General features: G+C 62.3%; 20 protein-coding genes. 7 read left to right on the top strand and 13 right to left on the bottom strand.

Annotated features, from left to right (window positions below; genetic code table 11):
* Positions 1–51 precede the first annotated feature (51 nt).
* Positions 52–1,080, top strand: a complete 1,029-nt coding sequence (locus IC608_RS02300; RefSeq protein WP_191772410.1) for an aldo/keto reductase — start codon at positions 52–54, stop codon at positions 1,078–1,080.
* Here the strand turns inward: IC608_RS02300 and IC608_RS02295 are convergent.
* From IC608_RS02295 to flgB, 8 genes are all read right to left on the bottom strand, one after another.
* Positions 1,073–1,468, bottom strand: a complete 396-nt coding sequence (locus tag IC608_RS02295) for a DUF2237 family protein (protein WP_191772409.1) — start codon at positions 1,466–1,468, stop codon at positions 1,073–1,075. The two genes, IC608_RS02300 and IC608_RS02295, sit on opposite strands and share 8 nt — an antisense overlap.
* A gap of 16 nt (positions 1,469–1,484) precedes the next feature.
* A complete protein-coding gene (gene cckA / locus IC608_RS02290) occupies positions 1,485–4,049 on the bottom strand; it encodes a cell cycle histidine kinase CckA (RefSeq protein WP_191772408.1) in 2,565 nt (854 codons plus the stop codon).
* 143 nt (positions 4,050–4,192) lie between these two features.
* Positions 4,193–5,284 (bottom strand): flagellar biosynthesis protein FlhB, encoded by a 1,092-nt coding sequence (flhB, locus tag IC608_RS02285; RefSeq protein ID WP_191772407.1) that lies wholly within the window; start codon positions 5,282–5,284, stop codon positions 4,193–4,195.
* A gap of 3 nt (positions 5,285–5,287) precedes the next feature.
* Positions 5,288–6,055: a flagellar biosynthetic protein FliR gene (gene fliR / locus IC608_RS02280; protein WP_191772406.1), complete on the bottom strand. Its 768-nt coding sequence runs from the start codon at positions 6,053–6,055 to the stop codon at positions 5,288–5,290.
* A 1-nt stretch (position 6,056) separates the two neighbouring features.
* On the bottom strand, positions 6,057–6,323 hold the full coding sequence (gene fliQ, locus IC608_RS02275; RefSeq protein WP_191772405.1) for a flagellar biosynthesis protein FliQ: 267 nt from the start codon (positions 6,321–6,323) through the stop codon (positions 6,057–6,059).
* Positions 6,324–6,419: 96 nt separating this feature from the next.
* Positions 6,420–6,749 carry a flagellar hook-basal body complex protein FliE gene (fliE, locus tag IC608_RS02270; protein WP_191772404.1) on the bottom strand — a complete coding sequence of 110 codons (330 nt, stop codon included), beginning with the start codon at positions 6,747–6,749 and terminating at the stop codon, positions 6,420–6,422.
* A 20-nt stretch (positions 6,750–6,769) separates the two neighbouring features.
* The gene (gene flgC, locus IC608_RS02265) at positions 6,770–7,180 is read right to left on the bottom strand and encodes a flagellar basal body rod protein FlgC (protein ID WP_191772403.1); all 411 of its coding nucleotides are present in this window, start codon (positions 7,178–7,180) and stop codon (positions 6,770–6,772) included.
* 12 nt (positions 7,181–7,192) lie between these two features.
* Positions 7,193–7,600: a flagellar basal body rod protein FlgB gene (gene flgB, locus IC608_RS02260; RefSeq protein ID WP_191772402.1), complete on the bottom strand. Its 408-nt coding sequence runs from the start codon at positions 7,598–7,600 to the stop codon at positions 7,193–7,195.
* Between the two features lie 172 nt (positions 7,601–7,772).
* Here flgB and IC608_RS02255 point away from each other — a divergent pair, with 172 nt between their 5' ends.
* Positions 7,773–8,339, top strand: a complete 567-nt coding sequence (locus IC608_RS02255; protein WP_191772401.1) for a flagellar biosynthetic protein FliO — start codon at positions 7,773–7,775, stop codon at positions 8,337–8,339.
* A gap of 37 nt (positions 8,340–8,376) precedes the next feature.
* Positions 8,377–9,096: a flagellar type III secretion system pore protein FliP gene (fliP, locus tag IC608_RS02250; protein WP_191773749.1), complete on the top strand. Its 720-nt coding sequence runs from the start codon at positions 8,377–8,379 to the stop codon at positions 9,094–9,096.
* Positions 9,097–9,105: 9 nt separating this feature from the next.
* On the opposite strand, the gene IC608_RS02245 is transcribed toward fliP, so the two are convergent.
* The 5 genes from IC608_RS02245 to IC608_RS02225 form a co-directional block, all read right to left on the bottom strand.
* Positions 9,106–12,444 carry a tetratricopeptide repeat protein gene (locus IC608_RS02245; RefSeq protein ID WP_191772400.1) on the bottom strand — a complete coding sequence of 1,113 codons (3,339 nt, stop codon included), beginning with the start codon at positions 12,442–12,444 and terminating at the stop codon, positions 9,106–9,108.
* A 146-nt stretch (positions 12,445–12,590) separates the two neighbouring features.
* Positions 12,591–13,628 (bottom strand): hypothetical protein, encoded by a 1,038-nt coding sequence (locus tag IC608_RS02240; protein ID WP_191772399.1) that lies wholly within the window; start codon positions 13,626–13,628, stop codon positions 12,591–12,593.
* Entirely contained in the window at positions 13,625–14,056 is a 432-nt protein-coding gene (locus IC608_RS02235; RefSeq protein ID WP_191772398.1) for a DUF6468 domain-containing protein, read from the bottom strand. Before IC608_RS02235 ends, IC608_RS02240 begins: the two co-directional genes overlap by 4 nt.
* The gene (fliM, locus tag IC608_RS02230) at positions 14,056–15,243 is read right to left on the bottom strand and encodes a flagellar motor switch protein FliM (RefSeq protein WP_191772397.1); all 1,188 of its coding nucleotides are present in this window, start codon (positions 15,241–15,243) and stop codon (positions 14,056–14,058) included. The genes IC608_RS02235 and fliM overlap by 1 nt, the downstream gene beginning before the upstream one ends.
* On the bottom strand, positions 15,243–15,749 hold the full coding sequence (locus IC608_RS02225) for a flagellar basal body-associated FliL family protein (RefSeq protein ID WP_191772396.1): 507 nt from the start codon (positions 15,747–15,749) through the stop codon (positions 15,243–15,245). Before IC608_RS02225 ends, fliM begins: the two co-directional genes overlap by 1 nt.
* A gap of 280 nt (positions 15,750–16,029) precedes the next feature.
* Here IC608_RS02225 and flgF point away from each other — a divergent pair, with 280 nt between their 5' ends.
* Genes flgF through flgH form a run of 4 tightly spaced genes read left to right on the top strand, consistent with a single transcriptional unit; the run spans position 16,030 to position 19,280 of the window.
* Positions 16,030–16,767 (top strand): flagellar basal-body rod protein FlgF, encoded by a 738-nt coding sequence (gene flgF, locus IC608_RS02220; protein WP_191773748.1) that lies wholly within the window; start codon positions 16,030–16,032, stop codon positions 16,765–16,767.
* Between the two features lie 17 nt (positions 16,768–16,784).
* Complete coding sequence (gene flgG, locus IC608_RS02215; protein WP_191772395.1) at positions 16,785–17,570, top strand: flagellar basal-body rod protein FlgG; 786 nt, start codon at positions 16,785–16,787, stop codon at positions 17,568–17,570.
* Positions 17,571–17,581: 11 nt separating this feature from the next.
* Entirely contained in the window at positions 17,582–18,529 is a 948-nt protein-coding gene (gene flgA / locus IC608_RS02210) for a flagellar basal body P-ring formation chaperone FlgA (protein WP_191772394.1), read from the top strand.
* A gap of 13 nt (positions 18,530–18,542) precedes the next feature.
* On the top strand, positions 18,543–19,280 hold the full coding sequence (gene flgH, locus IC608_RS02205; protein ID WP_191772393.1) for a flagellar basal body L-ring protein FlgH: 738 nt from the start codon (positions 18,543–18,545) through the stop codon (positions 19,278–19,280).
* Positions 19,281–19,486 lie beyond the last annotated feature (206 nt).

Genomic DNA, 19,486 nt, shown 5'->3' with positions numbered 1-19,486 from the left:
ACTCCATTAGACTAACATGTCAGTTAGTCGTCAACGCTTTGGGAGGGCCGCATGAGCAAGCGCAGCTTCGAGAAACGCCGTGTCGGGACGACCGGGCTCGAGGTCACGACGCTGGGCCTGGGCGGCGCCAGCCTGGCTGGCATCTTCAGCGCCGTGCCGGAAGACCAGGCCCGCGCCACCGTCCGGCACGCGCTCGAAAGCGGCATCACCTATGTCGATACCGCCCCGCAATACGGCCTAGGGCGCTCGGAGCACCTGGTGGGTGAAGTGGTGCGCGGGGCGCATCCGCGTCCGGTGATTTCCACCAAGGTGGGGAGGCTCCTCAGGCCCGTTTCGCCGGAGCGGCAGGACAAGGGCAACTGGATCGACCCCCTGCCCTTCGACCAGCACTACGACTACAGCTATGACGGCGTCATGCGCTCCTTCGAGGACAGCCTGCAGCGGCTCGGGCTGGAGCGGGTGGACATTTTATATGTGCACGACATCGGCGTCGCCACCCACGGGGTGGAGGGCAACCGGCCGCTGTGGAAGCAACTCGAAGGCGGCGGTTATCGCGCGCTTCGTGAACTGCGCGACGGCGGCGTCATCAAGGCGATCGGCCTCGGCGTCAACGAGTGGGAAGTGCTGATGGACGCCTTCGCCCTGGGCGACTGGGACGTGTTCCTGCTGGCCGGACGCTACACCCTGCTCGAGCAGACCGCGCTCGATCCGTTTCTCAGCACGTGCCTTGATCGGCGGGCGTCGGTGGTCATCGGCGGCCCGTTCAACTCCGGCATTCTGGTTGGCGGCGACACGTTCAATTACGCCAAGGCGTCGGAAGACGTGGTGCGCAAGGTCCGGGCCATCGAGGCGGTGTGCCGGGAGTTCGGCGTGGCGCTGCCGGCCGCGGCGCTGCAGTTCCCCCTGACGCACCCGGCGGTCTGCAACGTGCTGCCCGGCCCGCGCTCGCCGGAAGAGCTGGATGGCATCCTCGCCTGGTGGGACGCGCCTATCCCGCACGAGTTGTGGACGACGCTGGCCGAGCGTGGCCTCCTGGCGGAAGGCACGCCGCTGCCCCCAGCGTCCTCGACGATCAGTTGAGGTCGAGCGCGTAAGGCTTGAGCAGCGCCAGCGGAATGAGCTTGAGCACCTTCTGATTGGTGGAGCGAAGATAGACGCGCGGCGCTTTGCCGTCGCGATGTGCCTGCAGCCAGCGCCCGGCCACGAGGCACCATCGGTTGCCGGCCACGAGCCCGGGGAACACCATCTCGGGGCGCGGCGCCGACAGGTCGTTTCCGACGGACTTGGAATAGGCCAGGAAGGCGTCGCTCACCGCGATGCACACCAGATGCACCGCAGCGTCTTCCGGCCCCGCCGCACAATAGCCGCTGCGAAAAAAGCCGGTCAGCGGATCGGTGGAGCATGGCACCAGCGCTTCGCCCAGCACATTGCGCTCGTCCGAACCCGGCACTGGCGGCTGCGCAGTCATCGGCCGGGACACCCCATCAGCTTCGCTTGTCGATCCGGCCGAGCACTTCCTTCACCTTCGAATTGATCTGGTCGAGCGAATAAGGCTTGGGCAGGAAGTCGACGCTCTGGTCGTCCTCGATGTCGCGGCGCACGCTCTCTTCAGCATAGCCCGAAACGAAGATGATCTTGAGGTCGGTCATCTTCTCCCGGATCACCTTGAGCATGGTGGGACCATCCATCTCGGGCATCACCACATCGGAGATGATGAGGTCCACCTGGTAATCCAGCTCCTCCAACACCTCCAGAGCCTCCTCGCCACCATCGGCCTCGTAAACCTCATAGCCGGTCGCCTTGAGAGCGCGGGCGGAGAAGGCGCGAACGCTCTCCTCGTCCTCCACCAGCAGGATGCGCTCATGGCCAGTAAGATCACGCGCCGGTGCCGCGGCAGCGGCCTGCTTGGCCGCAACCTCTTCAGCAGTGGGGACGTAGCGCGGCAGGAAAATCTTGAACGTGGTGCCTACGCCGACCGTTGAGACGGGATAGATATAGCCCTCGGTCTGCTTGACGATGCCGTAGACCGTGGAGAGACCGAGGCCCGTGCCCTTGCCCAATTCCTTAGTGGTGAAGAACGGTTCGAAGATCTTCTCGAGGACCTCCGGGGTCATCCCGGTCCCAGTGTCCTCAACGTCGATCAGCACATAATCCGCCGGTACCATGCCCTCGAACTTCAGGGTCGACGCTTCCGCCTCAGAAAGGTTGCTGGTTCGGATGGTGATCGAGCCGCCGTTCGGCATGGCATCGCGCGCATTGACGACCAGGTTGATGATGACCTGCTCGAGTTGCACCACGTCGGCGCGCACGGGCCAGATGTTCCGGCCGTGCTCGACGGCAAGCTGGTTCTTCTCGCCGATCATGCGCTTGAGAAGCACGGTAAGGTCATCGACGATCAATGGCAGTTCAAGCACCTGCGGGCGCAGGGTTTGCCGGCGCGAGAACGCGAGCAGTTGGCGCGTCAGGCCCGCAGCCCGATTGGCGTTCTGCTTGATCTGCATCAGCTCGTTGAAGGACGGGTCCCCGGGCTTGTGCTTGAGCAGCAGGAGATCCGAAAAACCAATGATGGCCGTCAGCAGGTTGTTGAAATCGTGTGCCACGCCGCCGGCGAGCTGTCCCACGGCCTGCATCTTCTGGCTTTGGGCGAACTGTGCCTCGAGCTTGCGCTGGTCAGTCATGTCCAGCGCATAGACATTGACGTGTTCGGGCGAGCCGGCACTGACTTCAGAGGCCGAAATGTAGAGCCGTACCGCGTGATCGCCTTCGGCGCTGAGCACCGCATCCACTGGCTCCACTTCGGAGCGCTGGGCCGTGGCGTCGGCCAGGGCACGGGCCAGCTTCTCCCGGCTGCCTTCGCCGATCAGGTCGCTCAGCGGCTGCATTTCCAGCGTCTTGCTCTCGTCGGACCACCGGAAGATGCGCCCGAAGGGCGCATTGGTGCGCACGATACGGCCCTTTTGGTCGAGTGTGGCGATCGCGAAGGGCGTGTCGTTGAAAAAGCGCGAAAACCGGACTTCCGCGGCCCGCAGTTCCTCCTCGGTGTCCGGCGCATTGGACTTGTCCAGCACAAGCGTCCGCGTTTCGCCCAGTTCCCCGTCGGCCAGCCGGGCCGCACGGTGCAGCAGGCGCACCGGCAAGGACGTGCCGTTGCGGCGCACGAGGTCGATGTCGATGATTTCGGTGCGGATTTCGCCATCGCCCCGACCGCGCATCAGCAGCGTCGCGCCATCTTTGCGGACGATATCGGAGAGAGCCAACTGGCCCGCATTGAACTCGGCCAAGTCGTAACCGAGCCAGTCGGCAAGGGTCGAGTTAAGATACTGGATACGCCCATGCGCGTCTGCCGAGAGGAAGCCTGACGGAGCGTGGTCGAGATAGTCAATCGCCCGCTGCAGATCGCGGAAGGCGGTCTCATTGTTTTCGCGGTCCCGCGTGATGTCTTCCACGGCCCACGCGACCAGCGGCCGCCGCGCATCGGCGGTGTCCGGCAGGGGTCGAACGCTGACCCGATACCAGAAGGCCCTGTTGGCCTCTGCGTGCGAACCACCCAAGCCTCCCACAATCCGGATATCCTCGATGGCGCTGCGGCCATCCTTTGCTGCACGGGACAAGCGGTAGATGGCTTCGCTGGCATCGGCATGGCCGGCGAACAGCCTCGGCACCCCGACCGGCACCCCATTGTTGGTGGCCCCGGAGAAGCTTCCATACGCCTGGTTCACGTAGGAAATCTTGCCGTCGCGATCGGCCACTACAGTGCCGAAAGGCAGGCTGTCGACGACGGCACTTGATATCGTACGCCGATCTTCGGTAGCGGCGAAACGGAACAGCCCCGCTGCCAACCCGAAAAGAAAGAACACTCCTGCCACAGCGAGAAGGCCGATGAAAGTCATCACCAGCTCGGGCGGGATCTGCTCCCCAAACATGGAGAAGGCTACCGCCGCGGCCACCAATGCCATGGCCAGCACCAGCACACGCCATATGCCGCCCCCCCGCCCGCTCGAGGCGATAGGTTCGGGGTAGCTGTCCTCGCCGAGCGGCGTCGATGCCATGATGGGTTGCTCCAGCGCGAAGGGGTGGTCCCGAATCGGGACACCTCAAGAGGTCTAGCAAATGGTCCGCTCGCATGGGAGTGCGAAGGGGCTTATCAACAATGCATGTCGACCGCGAAGGCTGCCAGAGGTCGCGCCTGCCATCAGGCGCTCGGGCGCCACCCACCACTGGCGCCGGGGCGAAGGCGCAGAACGAAGCCGATAACCTCGGCCACGGCCTTGAAGTGTTCGCCGGGGATGGCCTCGTCCACTTCCACCGAAGCAAACAGAGCCCGTGCCAGAGGCGGGTTTTCCACGATAGGGACGCCGTTCTCATTGGCAACGGCACGAATACGCAACGCAACAGCGTCAGCCCCTTTTGCGACGCATTTCGGAGCAGCCATCGACTTGTCGTATTTTAGCGCGACGGCGAAGTGGGTCGGGTTGGTGATGACCACGGTTGCATCCGGCACCGCCGCCATCATGCGCTTGCGCGCCCTCTCCTGTCGCAGCTGGCGCACCCTGCCCTTCACGTGCGGGTCACCTTCCATCTGCTTATACTCTTCGCGCGTCTCCTGCAGCGTCATCATGTGCTGCTTCCACCATTTGTTGCGCACGTAGAAATAGTCCGCCCCCGCAATGGCCGTGACCACAACCAGCACCGAAATGAAAATCTTGGTGCCGATCTCCTGGAAGTCCATGAGGATCATCAGCGGGTCGGCCGTCATCATTGTGTCCAGACGGTCGCGCTCGGGCCAGGCCACCGCCACCGCGACCGCGCCCACGATCCCGATCTTGGCCAGCCCCTTGCCGAAATTCACCAGCGCTTCGCCTGAAAAAAGACGCTTGGCGCCCGACAGGGGTGACACCTTGGAGAATTTCGGGGTGACTGGGTCGAACGACCAGACCGGACGATGCTGCACGAGATTAGCGAGTATCCCGCAGGCGTAGAGCACCGCCAGCGGCGCAATGACCGTGCCCATGATCGCGAAGGCAAGACCATTGAAAAAACTCGAGAAACCCGCCCCGGTCACGTCGAAGCGGTCGGCATTCATGATGATCCGCTCAAGAGACTGTGAGATTTGGCTGCTGGTCCAGGGCGCCAGCATGGCGAAGACGATGGCGGATCCCAGCAGCATGAACCAGGTGGTGACCTCCTGGCTCTTGGCGACATCGCCCTTCTTGTGGGCGTCCTCGAGCTTTTTCCCGGAGGGGTCTTCTGTTTTGGATTCCTGATCGGGGGCTTCATCGGACACCGATCACCCCCTCCACATGGCAAGGTGATTTTCGAACGCCGTCAGGTACCACCCCATCATCATGGAGACGAGGATGGCGAACAGCAGGAGCCCGACGATGATGTTGGCGGGCATGAGCACGAAATAGACCTGCAACGCTGGCATCAGCCGGGCAAGAATACCGGCGCCAAGGTTGAACACGAGGCCGAAGACGATGAAGGGCGCGGACATCTGAACGCCGATACTGAAGGTATGCGAGACGGTGCGAATGACCAGTTGCGTGGCATCCTCGAACATAATCGGGTCGCTCGGCGCGAACACCATATAGCTGTCATAAATCGCCGCCAGCGCCATGTGGTGCAGGTCCGTCGCAAAGATCAGCGCCACCCCTAGGAACGACAGGAAGCTGCCGAAGATTGCGCCTTGCACACCCGCCTGCGTCGGGTCGGCCGCCAGAGCGCCGCTGAGGCCGGTCTGGAAGGCGACTATCGATCCAGCCACCTGCGTCGCCATGACAGTGAGGCGCACGACGGCGCCAAGGATCAGGCCGATAGCCAGTTCGTGGAACAGCAATCCCACCATCGCGGGCAGATTATCCGAGGTTGCCGGAATAGCGCTGGATAGCAGTGGGTACAGCACAAGCGTGAACAGCAGCGCGAAGCTGAGACGCATGCGGACGGGGATGGTCTGTTCGCCCAAAGCGGGCATCAGCATGAGGATCGCAGCCACGCGCGCGAAGAGGATGATGTAGCTGAAGGCCGTGGCGGGAAGCCAGTCGAGACCGAGGGTCACCTTAGCCCCCGACGATAATCATATCTATCACCCGCCGCATGAATGCAGCCATGGTAGCACCCAGAAACGGCAAGGTGAGCAGCATGGTCACGAAGATGGCAACGATCTTGGGGACGAAAACCAGCGTCATTTCCTGGATCTGCGTCAGCGCCTGAAAGAGCGCGATGACCACACCCACAACCAGACCCACCAGCATCATCGGCATCGAGACGATGATCAGCGTCCAGATCGCGTCCGTCGCTATGTCGAGTACTTCGGCGCCGGTCATGACTGGGCATCCAGGGAATCACTAACGCAACCTTAACACGAAGTCCGTCCGGCCCCATGACGCGCCGGCCGACGCAGGCCTCGGAGGGCTTCGCGATCAGATCGGCATGCGCATGATTTCTTCATAAGCCGAGATGACGCGGTCACGCACCGTCACCATGGTGTTGATGGACATCTCGGTCTGGGAAAGCGCGGTCACCATATCGACGACATTGGCCTTGCCGTTGACCATGTCCATGGCCATCTGATCCGAGACCTTGCCCTGGTCCACGACACCCTGCACCGTCTGGGACAGCATCTGAGCAAAACTGTTGCCGGTCGCAGAGGCCTCCGCCGTGAGGTCGGTCCTTGGCTTGGCAGCCTGCGAAATCAGGCGGCTGGCATTGCCATAGGCAGCTGCGGCGGCATTGAAGGGTGTGGTTGCCATTTAGTGGGCTCCGGGACCGGTCAGCTACGCAGGATGTCGAGCGTCCGCCCGAGCATCTGGCGCGACACCGTCACGACGTTGAGGTTGGCTTCGTAGGATCGCTGGGCCTGGCGCATGTCCATGGCCTCGATTAGCGGATTGACGTTCGGATACTTCACATAGCCGCTGGCGTCGGCGGCCGGATGGCCGGGCTCGTAGCGGGTGGTAAAATCAGTTTGGTCCAGCGCGAGCCTGCCCACCTCGACGATCTGGCCGCCAACTGCCTGGTCAAAATGCGATTCGAACGTAGGGATGCGTCGGCGGTACGGATCGGCACCCGGCGTCTTGCCGGCAGAATCGGCATTGGCGATGTTTTCCGCAATCACTCGCATGCGCGCAGTCTGCGCGTGCATGCCGGTTGCTGCGATGCGAAGCGAGGAGTTGAAGTCCATGCGTCAAACTCCTCAGGCCGATTTGCCAAGCGCGATTTTCAGGATGCCGACCGACTTCTGGTACATTGAGGTGGCGGCCTGGTAGTCCATCATGTTCGTGGTCACCTTCATCATTTCGTCTTCCAGGCTCACTCCGTTGCCTTCTGGCGTGATCTCGAAATTCGCCATACGCTGCGCGTCGAAACCGCTGCCATCGCCCGAAGAGACGGCAATGTGCATCGGTCGAGTCGTGCTCGTGGTGAGGGTGGCCGAGCTCATCGGGCCGGAGCGCGCCGCGAAGTCGTATTGTTTGAGATCACGGCCGCGATATCCTGGCGTCTCGGAATTGGCGACGTTTTCTGCCAGAAGACCCTGCCGAGCCTGATGCCAGCGCATCTTGTCCGTCAGCGCCGCGAACATCGGCATGTTCATCAGATCCATCAGCGTCTCGACTCCCCTGGTAGATAGGCAAATCTTGCCGTGGCATGGTTAATCCAATGTTAATTCAGTAGCCCCATTGCAGAAATGGCCTCGCATTTTGCACAATTGCGCGGCTTAGGTGGGCAGCAATTGCCGCGCGGATTCGGCCGACGATCAAAGGAGCCTTTTTGCAGTGAGTTTCATCTCCAGCCTGTTTGGCGGCGCCGAGGGAGACATCTTGCCCATGCTCTTTGCCTTGGGCGTCGTCATCGTGCTCATCGTGCTTGCGGTGTGGCTGCTCAAGTTCGTCTTTAACGTCTCGACAGGCGTTACGCGCGGCCGCAACAGGCGATTGGCTGTCGTCGACACGCTCGCGCTCGATACAAAGAGGCAACTGGTCATTGTTCGACGGGATAATGTCGAACACCTGATCCTGACCGGCGGCTCACACGACCTTGTCGTGGAGACAAACATTCCCGTGGACGAAGCCCCGAGCCAGACTGGTCGCAGGATTGTGCCCACTGCGCGCCCGCCCCGTCCGCTGCCCGTCAAACCGGCCCCCACCCCCGCCACCGAGAGCGGTCAGAAGTCACTCCGCCAAACCGCCCTCCTTCGCCCCATGCCCAAGGAAGAGCCGGGGCAAAACGCGGACATTTCCCCGGTCCCGGTCTTCGACTCAGCTAAAGAAGGACCTGCGGACGAAGCGAAGCGGGGCGATACGGTTGAGCAGCACCCTACCGGCGAGGTCACTCGAGGCTGACAGAGAGCCCAGCCAGCGCCATCGGCGCTGGTGGCCGCTGTTGCTGACAGCGGGGCTGTTTTTTGGCCTCGCGGGCGCTGCCTATGCGCAGAACCTTTCCATCGATTTCGGCGACGACACCACCCTGACCGAACGAGCGGTGCAGCTCATCGGGCTGATCACGTTGCTATCGCTCGCTCCCTCCATCCTCGTCATGGTCACAAGCTTCACCCGCATCGTGGTGGTGCTCTCGTTGCTGCGGACGGCTATCGGGCTGCAGACCGCGCCACCAAATTCGGTGATGGTGTCACTGGCATTGTTCCTGACGCTGTTCGTCATGCAGCCGACACTGCAGCAGAGCTACGATCAGGGGATCGCGCCATTGCTCGCGGGGCAGATAGAATTTGGGGAAGCGTTCGAACAGGCGGCCGCGCCTCTCCACACGTTCATGCGGGCCAATGTGCGAGAGCAGGACCTCTCCTTGTTCTATGACCTGACCGACGCACAGCCGCCTGACGATCCGGTCGCCATTCCCCTGCAACTGCTGATCCCCGCCTTCATGATCTCCGAATTGCGCAGAGCCTTCGAGATCGGGTTCCTGCTGTTCCTGCCCTTTGTCGTGATCGACATGGTCGTTGCGTCAGTGCTGATGAGCATGGGCATGATGATGCTGCCGCCGGTAGTCATCTCGCTGCCGTTCAAACTGATTTTCTTCGTGCTGGTAGACGGGTGGTACCTGGTGGCCGGATCGCTTGTGCGCAGTTTTACGAGCGGATAGCGAACGCTTTCAATTGGCCGAGGCCAGGCCAGCACTCGGTTGGCTTGGAGTAAGGGGTGTCAGCGCCCCATCGCCGGAATAGGCATGGCGATAGGACGCGAGGAATGCGTCAAGGCCGTCTACGGCAGCGACTTCGGCGGCGACTCTCTTGAACTCCAGGCTACTCGTCTGGATGGGGCCGGTGACATAGTCGAACATCGGCCACTCCGGCGAATTGACCATCTGCTCCCCGAACTTGGCGCGCAGGCGTGAGAGACCGAGCGTGTCGCTGCCCAGCACATACCCTACCCCAGCCTTGACGATCATCATCCGTGATGGCTGGTCGAGCGGCTTCCCGCCGGGTGCTGAGGCGTAGATCTGCTCGATCATCTGGCCGGCTTGGCTATAGCGGCGAGCCTTCCAGTGCGCATCGACGCGCATCAGTTCCACATCCTTGCCGCTCATGTCGCTCAGCATATCAAGAGCCAGCTGGTCCCGCCCGCCATCGATCATCGCCCGGGCTTCCAGAATCCGCCGTTGCCGGTCCAGCGCCGGGGAGATATTGGGCAGGCGCGTGTCATTGAGAACCCGGATCGCGTCCTGCGGCCTGCGGTCTGCGAGGTAGATGATGGCAAGGTCTGCGGCAATCTGTGTCCGCGCCACCCCGCGCAGTCGGCTGTCCAACTGATACTGTAGCAGTTCTGCAGCCTGTGGCAGCAGGTCTACCCGGACAAGGCGTCGCGCAAGGTTGCGGATCATTTCGTCGCCCTTCGTGCCAGGCGGCGTCAGGTGCCGGAAATCGTAATAAATCGCCAGCGCCTCAACCGGTCGGATGGAATCGGCAAGACCGTTGAGGAAGAGGTCGGTGAACATCGCCTGCGCCTGGTCCCGCAAGGCATTGACCTGCGGGCTCTCAGGATAGTTCGAGACGGCTGCCTTTACCGTCTCGAATCCGAGGCGATACTGCTGGTCGCGGAAATAGAGCTGGGCGAGCAGCGTCTGCATGTCCGCTTCCAGCGCGTCCCCGCGCCAGAGCAGCGTTTCCGCGGCCAGCGTCTGCGTAGCTTTGGGAACATCGAGCCGACCCTGCTTGTCGAGCAGTAGGAGCGTTCGGTACACGGCCTCGGCGCGGGTGGGGCGAACCTCGGAGGCGATAACCTGGCCATAGGCGTCGATGGCGTCCTGCTCGCGTCCCTGCTCCTCGTCCACTCGTGCCGAAAGCAGATGATAGAGTGAGGCATCCTCGACGCTAAGACTGGCGAAATCGATGTCCTCCAGCATCTTGTCGGCCATTACCGGATCATTGTCTTCTACCCCTGCCCGTGCGGCCGCGAGACGGAAGGCGTTGCGTGCCCAGATGGGGTAACTGTCCGCAATGGTTCGGGCTTCAATCGCATCGAGACGTGCGCCCTTGTAGTCATGATCCTCCACTCGCGCGATGGTGCGCCAGAAGATGGCATCCACTTCCTGGTTCAGAGCGGCCGCGTTAAGAGTAGCCATGGCATCGCGAGGACGGCCAGCCATGATGCTGGCGATGGCGTCCGTCATCCGCAGCCTGCGTGTCAGGTCTTCCGCCTTGAGGTCCGCCTCCATCACCTTGGTGATGCCGAGGGCCTCGTAAGAGAGCTGATTGGCGACATAATACTGCGCAAGGTCGAGCCGCGACACGTCGCGCTCCCGACCTTCTCTCTCGGCAGCGCGACGTTCCAGTTCGTCCACGTGCTCGGCAAACGCCGCCGGGTCCGGCTGCTGTAGGTTCGCCAGGTCGATATAGGACGCGCGTCCCGCCTCTTGTGCCTCGCTGCCGATGTTGCGCAAGGCGTCCAAGGCCGACACGGTCAATCCGGTGGTGCTGGTGACAACTGCAAGATCGGTGTCAATCGCGACGGATACATCCTGGGATTTCGGCTTAATGACGAGGCCGTGCACGCTGCGCAACGCCGTGAAGTCGACGTAGTCGAGAGTGCGCGTAATGCCGCGCGCAGGAGGATAAGCCGTGACAACCTTGAGGCGGTCTCCAACCTCCGGATCGGTGAAGTCATGGATGCGGCCGGGGCGCCGGATGTCCGCCGTCATCTCGAATGACCCCTCCAGATCACGACGGCGCGAAAGCGCCATCGGCTCCGTTGGGCTCAGCATGACATCGCCAAGCGAAAGGACCCACGCCATGCCCTCCGAACCGATCGTGGCCAGCCGGTTCTGCGCGAGGTCGATCCGGACGATCTGGGCATCGCTGGAAGAGACGACGTCAAAGCTGCGCGCTACGGATTTCAGCGGTTCGCTGTCCTGCGGCTTTTGAATGCCGCTCACCGTGTCGAAGACCATCCAGACCGTATCTCCCCGCCGAAACACCGCCGCCGGAGTGTCCTGTTCGAAGGGAAAGATCATGCGCACGGTGCTGCCCAGCACGTTGACATATGGCGTGATCGCCTCCGCAGCGGCCGGCATCAGTGCCTCGACGCTCGGTGGCTCCGGGGGGGCTTCCTCAGTGCCCTGGCCAATTTCGGCGACTGCGGCCAGTGCAGCGGCGTCCAGCGTGGGCAGCCCCTGCCCCGCAATGTCGACGTCCAGCACATATTGTGTGGGTGAAATCTTGTAGAAGCGAGGCGCCACCCCGTCTGCGAACTCTAAGCTGACGTGCGAACCATCGGCATCGGACTTGCTGCCGACCGAGACGATTTCAGAGGGCAGATCGCTGGCGAGCTCGCGCGTGTCTATCTCGACCGGCCACTCGAAACTGGCCATGCCTATAGTTCCCTCCTGCGCGAATTCTCCGGAGGTCGGCACAGTCCAATCGAACTGGATTCGCATGAACGTCGTATTGCGTCCGATGCGGATGGACGCTTCGGGGCGCAGTTCGGCCGCCATTCTTGCCTTGCGGTCCTGCTCTGCCTTGATTGCAGCGAGCCTGGCCCGCTCGGCAAGCGCATCGATGACGTCCTGCGGCAGGGGTGGCGGCATGCCTTGCCAGCCCGCTGGGAGCAGATCGATGAAGAGCTTTTCGCCGGCCTCGATGCGGTTGAAGTTGAAGCTCGACTTGAGGCCGAGGCGAAGACCGCGTCCATCGGGGTCCACGCGAGCCACCGAGAGATAGCTGGGCATCGTCGTTGCCACGTCGGGCAGGATAACGCTGACCGGATCGGTGAATTCGATGGAGAGCACACCGTTGTCGATGCGCATCGTGTATTTGGGCAGGGCATCTTCGCCTGGGAAGCTCAGGATCAGCCGACCGTAACCTTGCTCCTCAGTGGCGAACAACTGCCCCTCGTCGGCGCCGAACGCGGGCGCGACAAGACCGAGCACGGCCAGTGCGGTTGCGGCGATGACAATTCTTGTCCGCCGCCAGCCTGCCTTGATTGCGGTCTTCACCGGCTTCTGCCCGCCCGACGCACTGGAACGCGTTCACGGGCCAGACCCGATAAGGCCGGACATCCTCAGGAACGCGAGGGTTACACTACTTGTGCCAAGACCCTAGCGATCCGTGCTTAACACGCTCCTAAAGTGACCGTCGGCATTTACTGGCCGACGATCTGGGGCAGGTCCGCGAGATTGGCCGGCGTCATCTGTTCGATGGGTGCATCGGACAGTGCTGCCATGCGCACCGTCAACTCCTGGGCGCGCTGGGTATCCATCTCCGCCAGGATAGGTGCCATCTTGCGCGGACTCATCATCTTGGCGACGCGCAACAGCACCTCGATGTCGAGCGTGTTGAAGATGGCGGCAGCATCCTTGGGCTTCATCGTTTCGTACATCGCCACGATACCGGCGAACTGGCCTTCCTCCATCTGCTTGCGCTGGTCAACGAGAGCGGAGATCTGGCCTTCGATTTGCTGCAAGGTCTGGCTCCGTTCTTCGAGGCGCTTCTCGGCAGCATCGACGAGGGACGACCGGAGATTGAGATCCTGCTCGTAGGTCTCGAGTTCCTTCCGGCGCTCGGCGAGGCGCTGCAGAAGCGCCTGCTCGGTGAGCGTGCTGTCACCCCCACCCAGCAGCTGCGGACCATCTGGGGTCAGCAGTTGCGGCAGGGCGTCGATCAGAGGAGGACAATCGGCGGGAATGACAAGCAGTTGACCGCTGCCGCTGGTGTCGGCCTCGGATTCGGGCGCGGCCTGTCCCTCTGCCGCAACGGGCTGAGGATCACAGGCATTGGCAGCCGCGACGCTGTTGGCCGGGTCTTCGCCAGGATCACTCTCCGCACCGTCGGCGCTATCGGCAGGCTGGGCCTCCGATTCATGACCAGTCGCAGCGACTTCGGCGGGAGTATCATCGCCGCTGCTGGCTTGGTGCCCGCTGGCATCTGGCGTGGCGCCCACAGTGGGGTCCGAGTCGCCGATTGTCGGGGCTGTGTCTTCTATCGTGTGATCACCAGGAAGGGTCGCTTCGCCTGAAGCTCCTTCCGCCGGCGCGCCAGCGCCGCTGCCACCCCCCGCCGCCGAAGCGACCGTAACGCCGCCAAGCACATAGCCGCCATTGGTCACAAGACCGAGGGTCTTGAGCACAAGAAGTGCGGCAACGGCCAAGATGACGACGGGGAGAAGGCGAACCTTGTTCACGCAGCGACCCCGCGGCTGCGCACGCGTTCGGTCAACTGCTGCAGCGCGGACTGCACCTTGTTCGTCTCCGGCGCAGACTCGGTCGGCGCCTGGGCGAGGCGCGCAGCAGCGGTGATCTTGGCAATGCGATCCATCAGCGCCGTCCCGGCATTGATGTGATTTGCCAGCTCAACGCCAAACCGTTCGGCTTCATTGAGACGCGTGCTCATAGTCACGTCGGCATCAATGGCGGTTGCCTTCAGTTCCTTGATCGCTTGGTTGGCCAGATTGGTCGCGCTGACCAGGTCCGCCACCATCTGCTGGAGCGCACCGCGATCCTGATGCAGTCGCTTGAGGCGCTGGTTCAGCACGACGCAGTAACCGATGGTCAGCGCCAACAGAACGGCCACCGCGCTTTCCACGAAAAATCCCAGGGGCAGCCCGAACATCATCGTCCTTCCATCGTCTCGTCGATTGCCTCGAAGGCCGCCATGGTGACCTTGGGCGGGTTGAGCGGGCGCGTGACCCGCACGGAAACATGATTGCCGATATGGCCCATGATGGCCTCGGTGAGTTCGACGTCCCCGCATCGCAGGCGGATCGGATCACGCGGCGAACGCTCGAACATGATTGTATGACCGGGCTTCAGATTGAGCAGCCGCGCCAGTGGCAGTTCCTGCTCGTGCAACACCGCCTCGACCTGCACATCTGCCTGGTAGATCTCGCTGGCGAGATGGCCTTCCCAGATCGGGTCGCGGCCGAACTTTTCACCCATGAACATCTGCAAGAGCTGTTCGCGGATCGGCTCGATGGTCGCATAAGGCAACAGGATTTCGATCTTGCCGCCGCGGTCGTCCATCTCAATGCGCAGCTCGATCAGGATGGCGGCATTGCCCGGTCGCGAGATCGCGGCAAAGCGTGGATTGGTCTCCATGCGCTCGAGCTTGAAATTGATCTGCGTTACAGGCTCGAAGGCCCGGTGCGTGTCTTCAAGGATTACCTCGATCATGCGGCGGGCCAACGCCATCTCGATGGTGGTGTACGGCCGCCCCTCGACTCGAATATTGCCGCCCACGCGGCGCCCGCCCAGGAGCACGTCGATCATCGAGTAGATGAGGTTGGAATCGACGGTCAGGAGGCCGTAGTTCTCCCACTCCTCGGCTTTGATGACCGACAGAATGGCCGGGAGAGGAATGGAATTGAGATAGTCGCCGAAGCGCACGGATGAAATCGAATCCATCGTGACTTCCACGTTGTCGGACGTGAAATTGCGCAGTGACGTCGTGGCCAACCGGACCAGCCGATCAAACACGATCTCGAGCATTGGGAGGCGCTCGTAGCTGACGAGCGCTGAATTGATGAGTGCCTGGACGCCCGTCAGCTCGACGTTACTGGCTGCACTGGAATCAAAGCCCAGAAGGCTGTCGATCTCGTCCTGATTGAGGACTCGGTCGGCTCCACCCTCACCGTCGTTATCGCTGCCCTCAATCATGGCGGCCCATTCGGCCGCCGCAGCGGCAGCGCGCTCTTCCTCGGAAAGCTCTACGCCCAAGCTGTCATCGCCCACCGGAGCTGCATCGATGTCGTCGAGACCCCAGTCTTCCGACAGCTTGTCCTGATCGCTTGGGCCGGCCATCACTGCACCAGGATTTCCTTGAACAACACGCTTTCAACATGTGCGGGATAGATCGCCAGGTTCACCCGCCGCAGCAGTTCCTCCTTCAGCCGATATATGCCGGCAGATCCCTCGAGATCGCTCTTTCGCAGCTCACGCAGGTACACCTGGAAGGCGTCCACGACCTTGGCGAGACGTGGCTGGATCTGGGCCATCATCTCCTCGTCAGCGACTTCGAGCGCGATGGTCAGCTTCATGAACGACTGGTTCGAGCCGTCGCTGTTGAGGTTCACCATCATCGGCGGGAGGTTGAAGATGAACGTGTCGTGTGACGGCGCCCCAGCAGCGGCCGTCTCGCCATGCTCTTCGGCCGCAGCGTCCGGTGCGCCGGATGATGACATGACGAAGAATAGACCGGCGCCGCCCAGCAGCACGACGACGACCGCTGCTCCGATGAAGATGAAGAGCTTGGGAATGCCCTTCTTCTTCGCGGGTACTTCGGTTCCGACTTCCGCTTCCGCAGCCATGGTCTTCCAATCGAGATGCCAGCTTTTCCGGAGGATTCCGGCGTGGCTTCAGCTAAGGCGCGTTTGGTTAATGATTGGTTACAAACACCCCCGCCTCGGCAGATTTTGCCGGGCAGCTTTTGCCCGGCACACCGACCCTGCCGCGCCAACCCTACACCCAGTAAGAGAGCAAATATTTGATATGTAGCCATATTTTAGGTTGGCATGGTTGCTGCATTGCTAATGGCAAGGCGCCAGCTTGGGGAAGCAGGAACCTTGGGGACAGGACGGGAAGTCGATGATCGAGAATGCGCAACTTATCGGCCTGTCGCGGCAGATCGCGCTGCAGCGGCAGATGGACGTAGTGTCCAACAACATCGCGAATCTCAACACCACCGGCTTCAAGGCAGAGAACATCCTGTTCGAGGACTACCTGATGCCTGTGGCGCGGGATAACGACTTTCCCCGCCCCGACCAGCCACTGCATTACGTCCAGGACTGGGCGACAGTCCACGATCTGGGCGCTGGCGCCATGGTCCAGACCGGCAACGACCTCGACGTTGCCATCAATGGCAACGGTTTCTTGGCGGTGCAGACCGCAGCCGGCGAGCGCTACACCAAAGCCGGGTCGTTCCAGCTCGACAACTCGGGTACCCTTGTCGACCTCTCCGGCAATCCCGTGCTCAGCACCGGTGGCCCGATCACCTTCGGTCCAGAAGAAAAGAACATCACTATCGCGCCGGACGGAGCAATTTCGTCCAGCGCAGGCGCCAAGGGACAGCTCAAGCTGGTGGACTTCGCCAACCCGCAAAGCCTCAAGCGCGAAGGCGCGAACCTGTTCTCGGGCGCCAATCCCGTCGCCGCTTCCGGCAGCCGGATCATGCAAGGTTTCGTGGAGCGGTCCAACGTTTCGGGCGTCAGCGAGATGGCGGAAATGATCCGCGTCACCCGCGCCTACGAATCGCTCGCCAACCTCAGCCAGCAGCAGGATGACTTGCGTCGCAACGCCATCCAGCGCCTCGGCGACGCCAACGCCTGACCTCGGGGAGACCGGACATGAAAGCCCTCTACATCGCATCGACCGGCATGAGCGCGCAGGAACGCAACGTCGAAGTCATCTCCAACAATATCGCCAACATGCGCACCACCGGCTTCAAGCGCCAGCGCGCCGAGTTCCAGGATTTGCTGTACCAGCAAATCACTCGCGCCGGTTCGCAGACGTCGAGCCAGGGCACACTGGTGCCGGCGGGACTGGAGATCGGCTCGGGTGTCCGCACAGTGGCAACGCCGCGCATCATGAGCCAGGGCAGCGTGAACATGACGGAAGGCGAACTGGACGTCGCTATCCGCGGTGAAGGCTTCTTCCAAATCCAGCTCCCCGACGGACGCACGGCCTATACCCGCGACGGTTCGTTCGATCGCGACGCGAACGGCACTCTCGTCAATTCCTCCGGCTACTCCGTCGGCCCCGGCATCACCATTCCCGACAATGCCCGCGGCATCTCGATCTCTCCGGACGGAACAGTCGAGGCTTTCCTCGGCACGGATTCGACCGCGACGCAGCTTGGTCAACTTCAATTGGCGCGGTTCGTGAACAAGTCCGGCCTCGAGTCGATGGGCGACAATCTGTTCCTCGAAACCGCTGCGAGCGGGCCGGCTCAGGTAGGCATCCCGAACACCGACGGTACGGGCGATCTGCTGCAGAACTACCTGGAAATGAGCAACGTCAACTCCGTGACCGAGATCGCCGACCTCATCGCCGCCCAGCGGGCCTACGAGATGAATTCCCGTGTCATCTCCGGCGCCGACGAAATGATGCAGGCCACGAGCCAACTGCGCTGAGGAGGATGACGATGAAAGCCGCTTACACCTTCTCTGCAGCCTTGATCATCGCCCTCTCGACAAGCTGCGCGTTCGCCGCGCCCGTGCTGCGCGCCGATATCTCCGTCGTTTCACCCATCGTCACCGTGGGCGATATGTTCGACGACGCGGGTACCCTTGCAGAGCAGCCGATGTTCCGTGCCCCGCGCCCTGGCACCACCGGCACAGTCGACATCGACACCATTCGCGCCGCAGCTGCGCGCGCCGGCTTCAGCGAGTTTGCTTCCAATGGGCTGAGCGCCGTTCGCGTCTCGCGGAGCGCCGCTCTTGTCGATGAGACGCTACTTTCAAGCCTCATCTCCAACGATCTGCGTGCACGGGGGATCCTGAGCCACGGCATGCAGGCGCAGACAATGTTCGCGTCTCCCGTCGGCACCATCGAGGCAGCCGCGACTGATCAGCCCGCACGGCTCGACGGCCTCCGATACCTGCCTGGCAACAGCACGTTCACGGCCCGCTTCATCCTCGCCGGCGTTGATCAGCCGCTGACGGTTTCAGGAACGATCGACCTGATGGTCGACGTCCCGCAACTGGCCACGTCCCTTCCGGCCGGCGCCATCCTCAGCGAGGCCGATATCGTGATGCGGCCCGTTTCTGTTCGGCAGGCCGATGCGCAAGGCATCGCGCATCTCGATCAGCTGGTGGGCATGTCACTCAACCGGCAGAGCCGCGAAGGAATGACGCTGAGGATCGGCGACGTCAGCACTCCGCTGACGATCAACAAGAACGATCCTGTCACCATCTATTTCCGCCAGGGCCCGTTGACGCTCACCGTCAAAGGCCAGGCGATCACTGGGGCTTCAGAAGGCGCGCCGCTCCAGGTTCTCAACCTCATGTCCAAGCGGGTCATCAGTGCGACAGCCGTCGCCCCCGGAGCCGTGGAAGTTTCCACCTCCGGCCTGACCGTTGCAGGCCTCTAAAAGGACCCATCCGATGAAGCTCTTCAAGATCGCAACGCTTCTGACCCTCGCCGCCAGCCTCGGCGCCTGCAACACCATGGATCGCCTCGCGAATGTTGGTAACGCACCGGCGCTGACCGCCATTGAAGACCCCACCACCGTGGCCGGCTACCAGCCTGTACGCATGCCGATGCCGGAGCCTATCGCCGACACCTATCAGCCGAACTCGCTGTATCGGACATCCGCCAAGGGGTTCTTCAAGGACGAACGCGCCCATCGCGTCGGTGATATTCTCACCGTGCTCGTCACGATCAACGACCGCGCCAAGTTGAACAACCAGAGCCAGCGGGGCCGCAGTTCCACCAATTCGGCGGGCATGGGCGGCATTTTTGGTGCGGCCGTGGGGAACCTGGCCCAGGGTTCGTTCGATCCATCAGCCACCATAGACCTCACCTCCGGCCTCAAGGACACCGGCAACGGTTCGGTCAACCGTTCCGAAGCCGTAGAAACCTCGGTTGCGGCGGTGGTGACGCAGGTCTTGCCCAACGGCAACCTGGTCATTGAGGGGCGGCAGGAAGTGCGGGTGAATTTCGAGGTTCGCGACCTGCTCGTGGCCGGCATCGTTCGACCGTCGGACATCCAGAACAACAACACGATTCCCTCCACCAAAATCGCAGAAGCGCGCATCTCATACGGTGGCCGGGGCCAGATCACGGACGTTCAGCAGCCGCGGTATGGCCAACAGGTGATGGACGCCATTCTTCCCTTCTGATCCCCAGGCATCTCCACCGGTCCCCAAAGGCGGGCATGCCACTCGCCAAATCAGAAGATTTGGTTTCCCCTCCGACAGAAGGTCAACACAATTCCCCAAAGGCGCCGCTTCCCCAGCTGCGCCTTTCCCTTTTGCCGTCGGCAAGAATTTCTAGCGCCGCAGGGAACCTTCTGAAAGTTCACGTGGTTCCGCGCCTATCGGGACAC

Origin of the sequence: Devosia oryzisoli, from assembly GCF_014837245.1 — a bacterium.
GTDB classification, from domain to species: Bacteria; Pseudomonadota; Alphaproteobacteria; order Rhizobiales; family Devosiaceae; genus Devosia; species Devosia oryzisoli.
The sequence above is the reverse complement of the archived record's forward strand: the minus strand, read 5'-3'. Positions and strand labels throughout refer to the sequence as shown.

Excerpts from the sequence above, each read along its gene's own strand:
- fliQ (WP_191772405.1), bottom strand. The coding sequence starts at position 6,323 with ATGACCGGCGCCGAAGTACTCGACATAGCGACGGACGCGATCTGGACG.
- flgH (WP_191772393.1), top strand. The coding sequence starts at position 18,543 with ATGAAGCTCTTCAAGATCGCAACGCTTCTGACCCTCGCCGCCAGCCTC.
- IC608_RS02300 (WP_191772410.1), top strand. The coding sequence starts at position 52 with ATGAGCAAGCGCAGCTTCGAGAAACGCCGTGTCGGGACGACCGGGCTC.
- IC608_RS02295 (WP_191772409.1), bottom strand. The coding sequence starts at position 1,468 with ATGACTGCGCAGCCGCCAGTGCCGGGTTCGGACGAGCGCAATGTGCTG.
- fliM (WP_191772397.1), bottom strand. The coding sequence starts at position 15,243 with ATGGCCGGCCCAAGCGATCAGGACAAGCTGTCGGAAGACTGGGGTCTC.
- flgB (WP_191772402.1), bottom strand. The coding sequence starts at position 7,600 with ATGGATCTGATGAACATGCCGATGTTCGCGGCGCTGACGGACAAGATG.
- IC608_RS02225 (WP_191772396.1), bottom strand. The coding sequence starts at position 15,749 with ATGGCTGCGGAAGCGGAAGTCGGAACCGAAGTACCCGCGAAGAAGAAG.
- IC608_RS02235 (WP_191772398.1), bottom strand. The coding sequence starts at position 14,056 with ATGTTCGGGCTGCCCCTGGGATTTTTCGTGGAAAGCGCGGTGGCCGTT.
- cckA (WP_191772408.1), bottom strand. The coding sequence starts at position 4,049 with ATGGCATCGACGCCGCTCGGCGAGGACAGCTACCCCGAACCTATCGCC.
- flgG (WP_191772395.1), top strand. The coding sequence starts at position 16,785 with ATGAAAGCCCTCTACATCGCATCGACCGGCATGAGCGCGCAGGAACGC.
- flgA (WP_191772394.1), top strand. The coding sequence starts at position 17,582 with ATGAAAGCCGCTTACACCTTCTCTGCAGCCTTGATCATCGCCCTCTCG.
- flgC (WP_191772403.1), bottom strand. The coding sequence starts at position 7,180 with ATGGACTTCAACTCCTCGCTTCGCATCGCAGCAACCGGCATGCACGCG.
- fliE (WP_191772404.1), bottom strand. The coding sequence starts at position 6,749 with ATGGCAACCACACCCTTCAATGCCGCCGCAGCTGCCTATGGCAATGCC.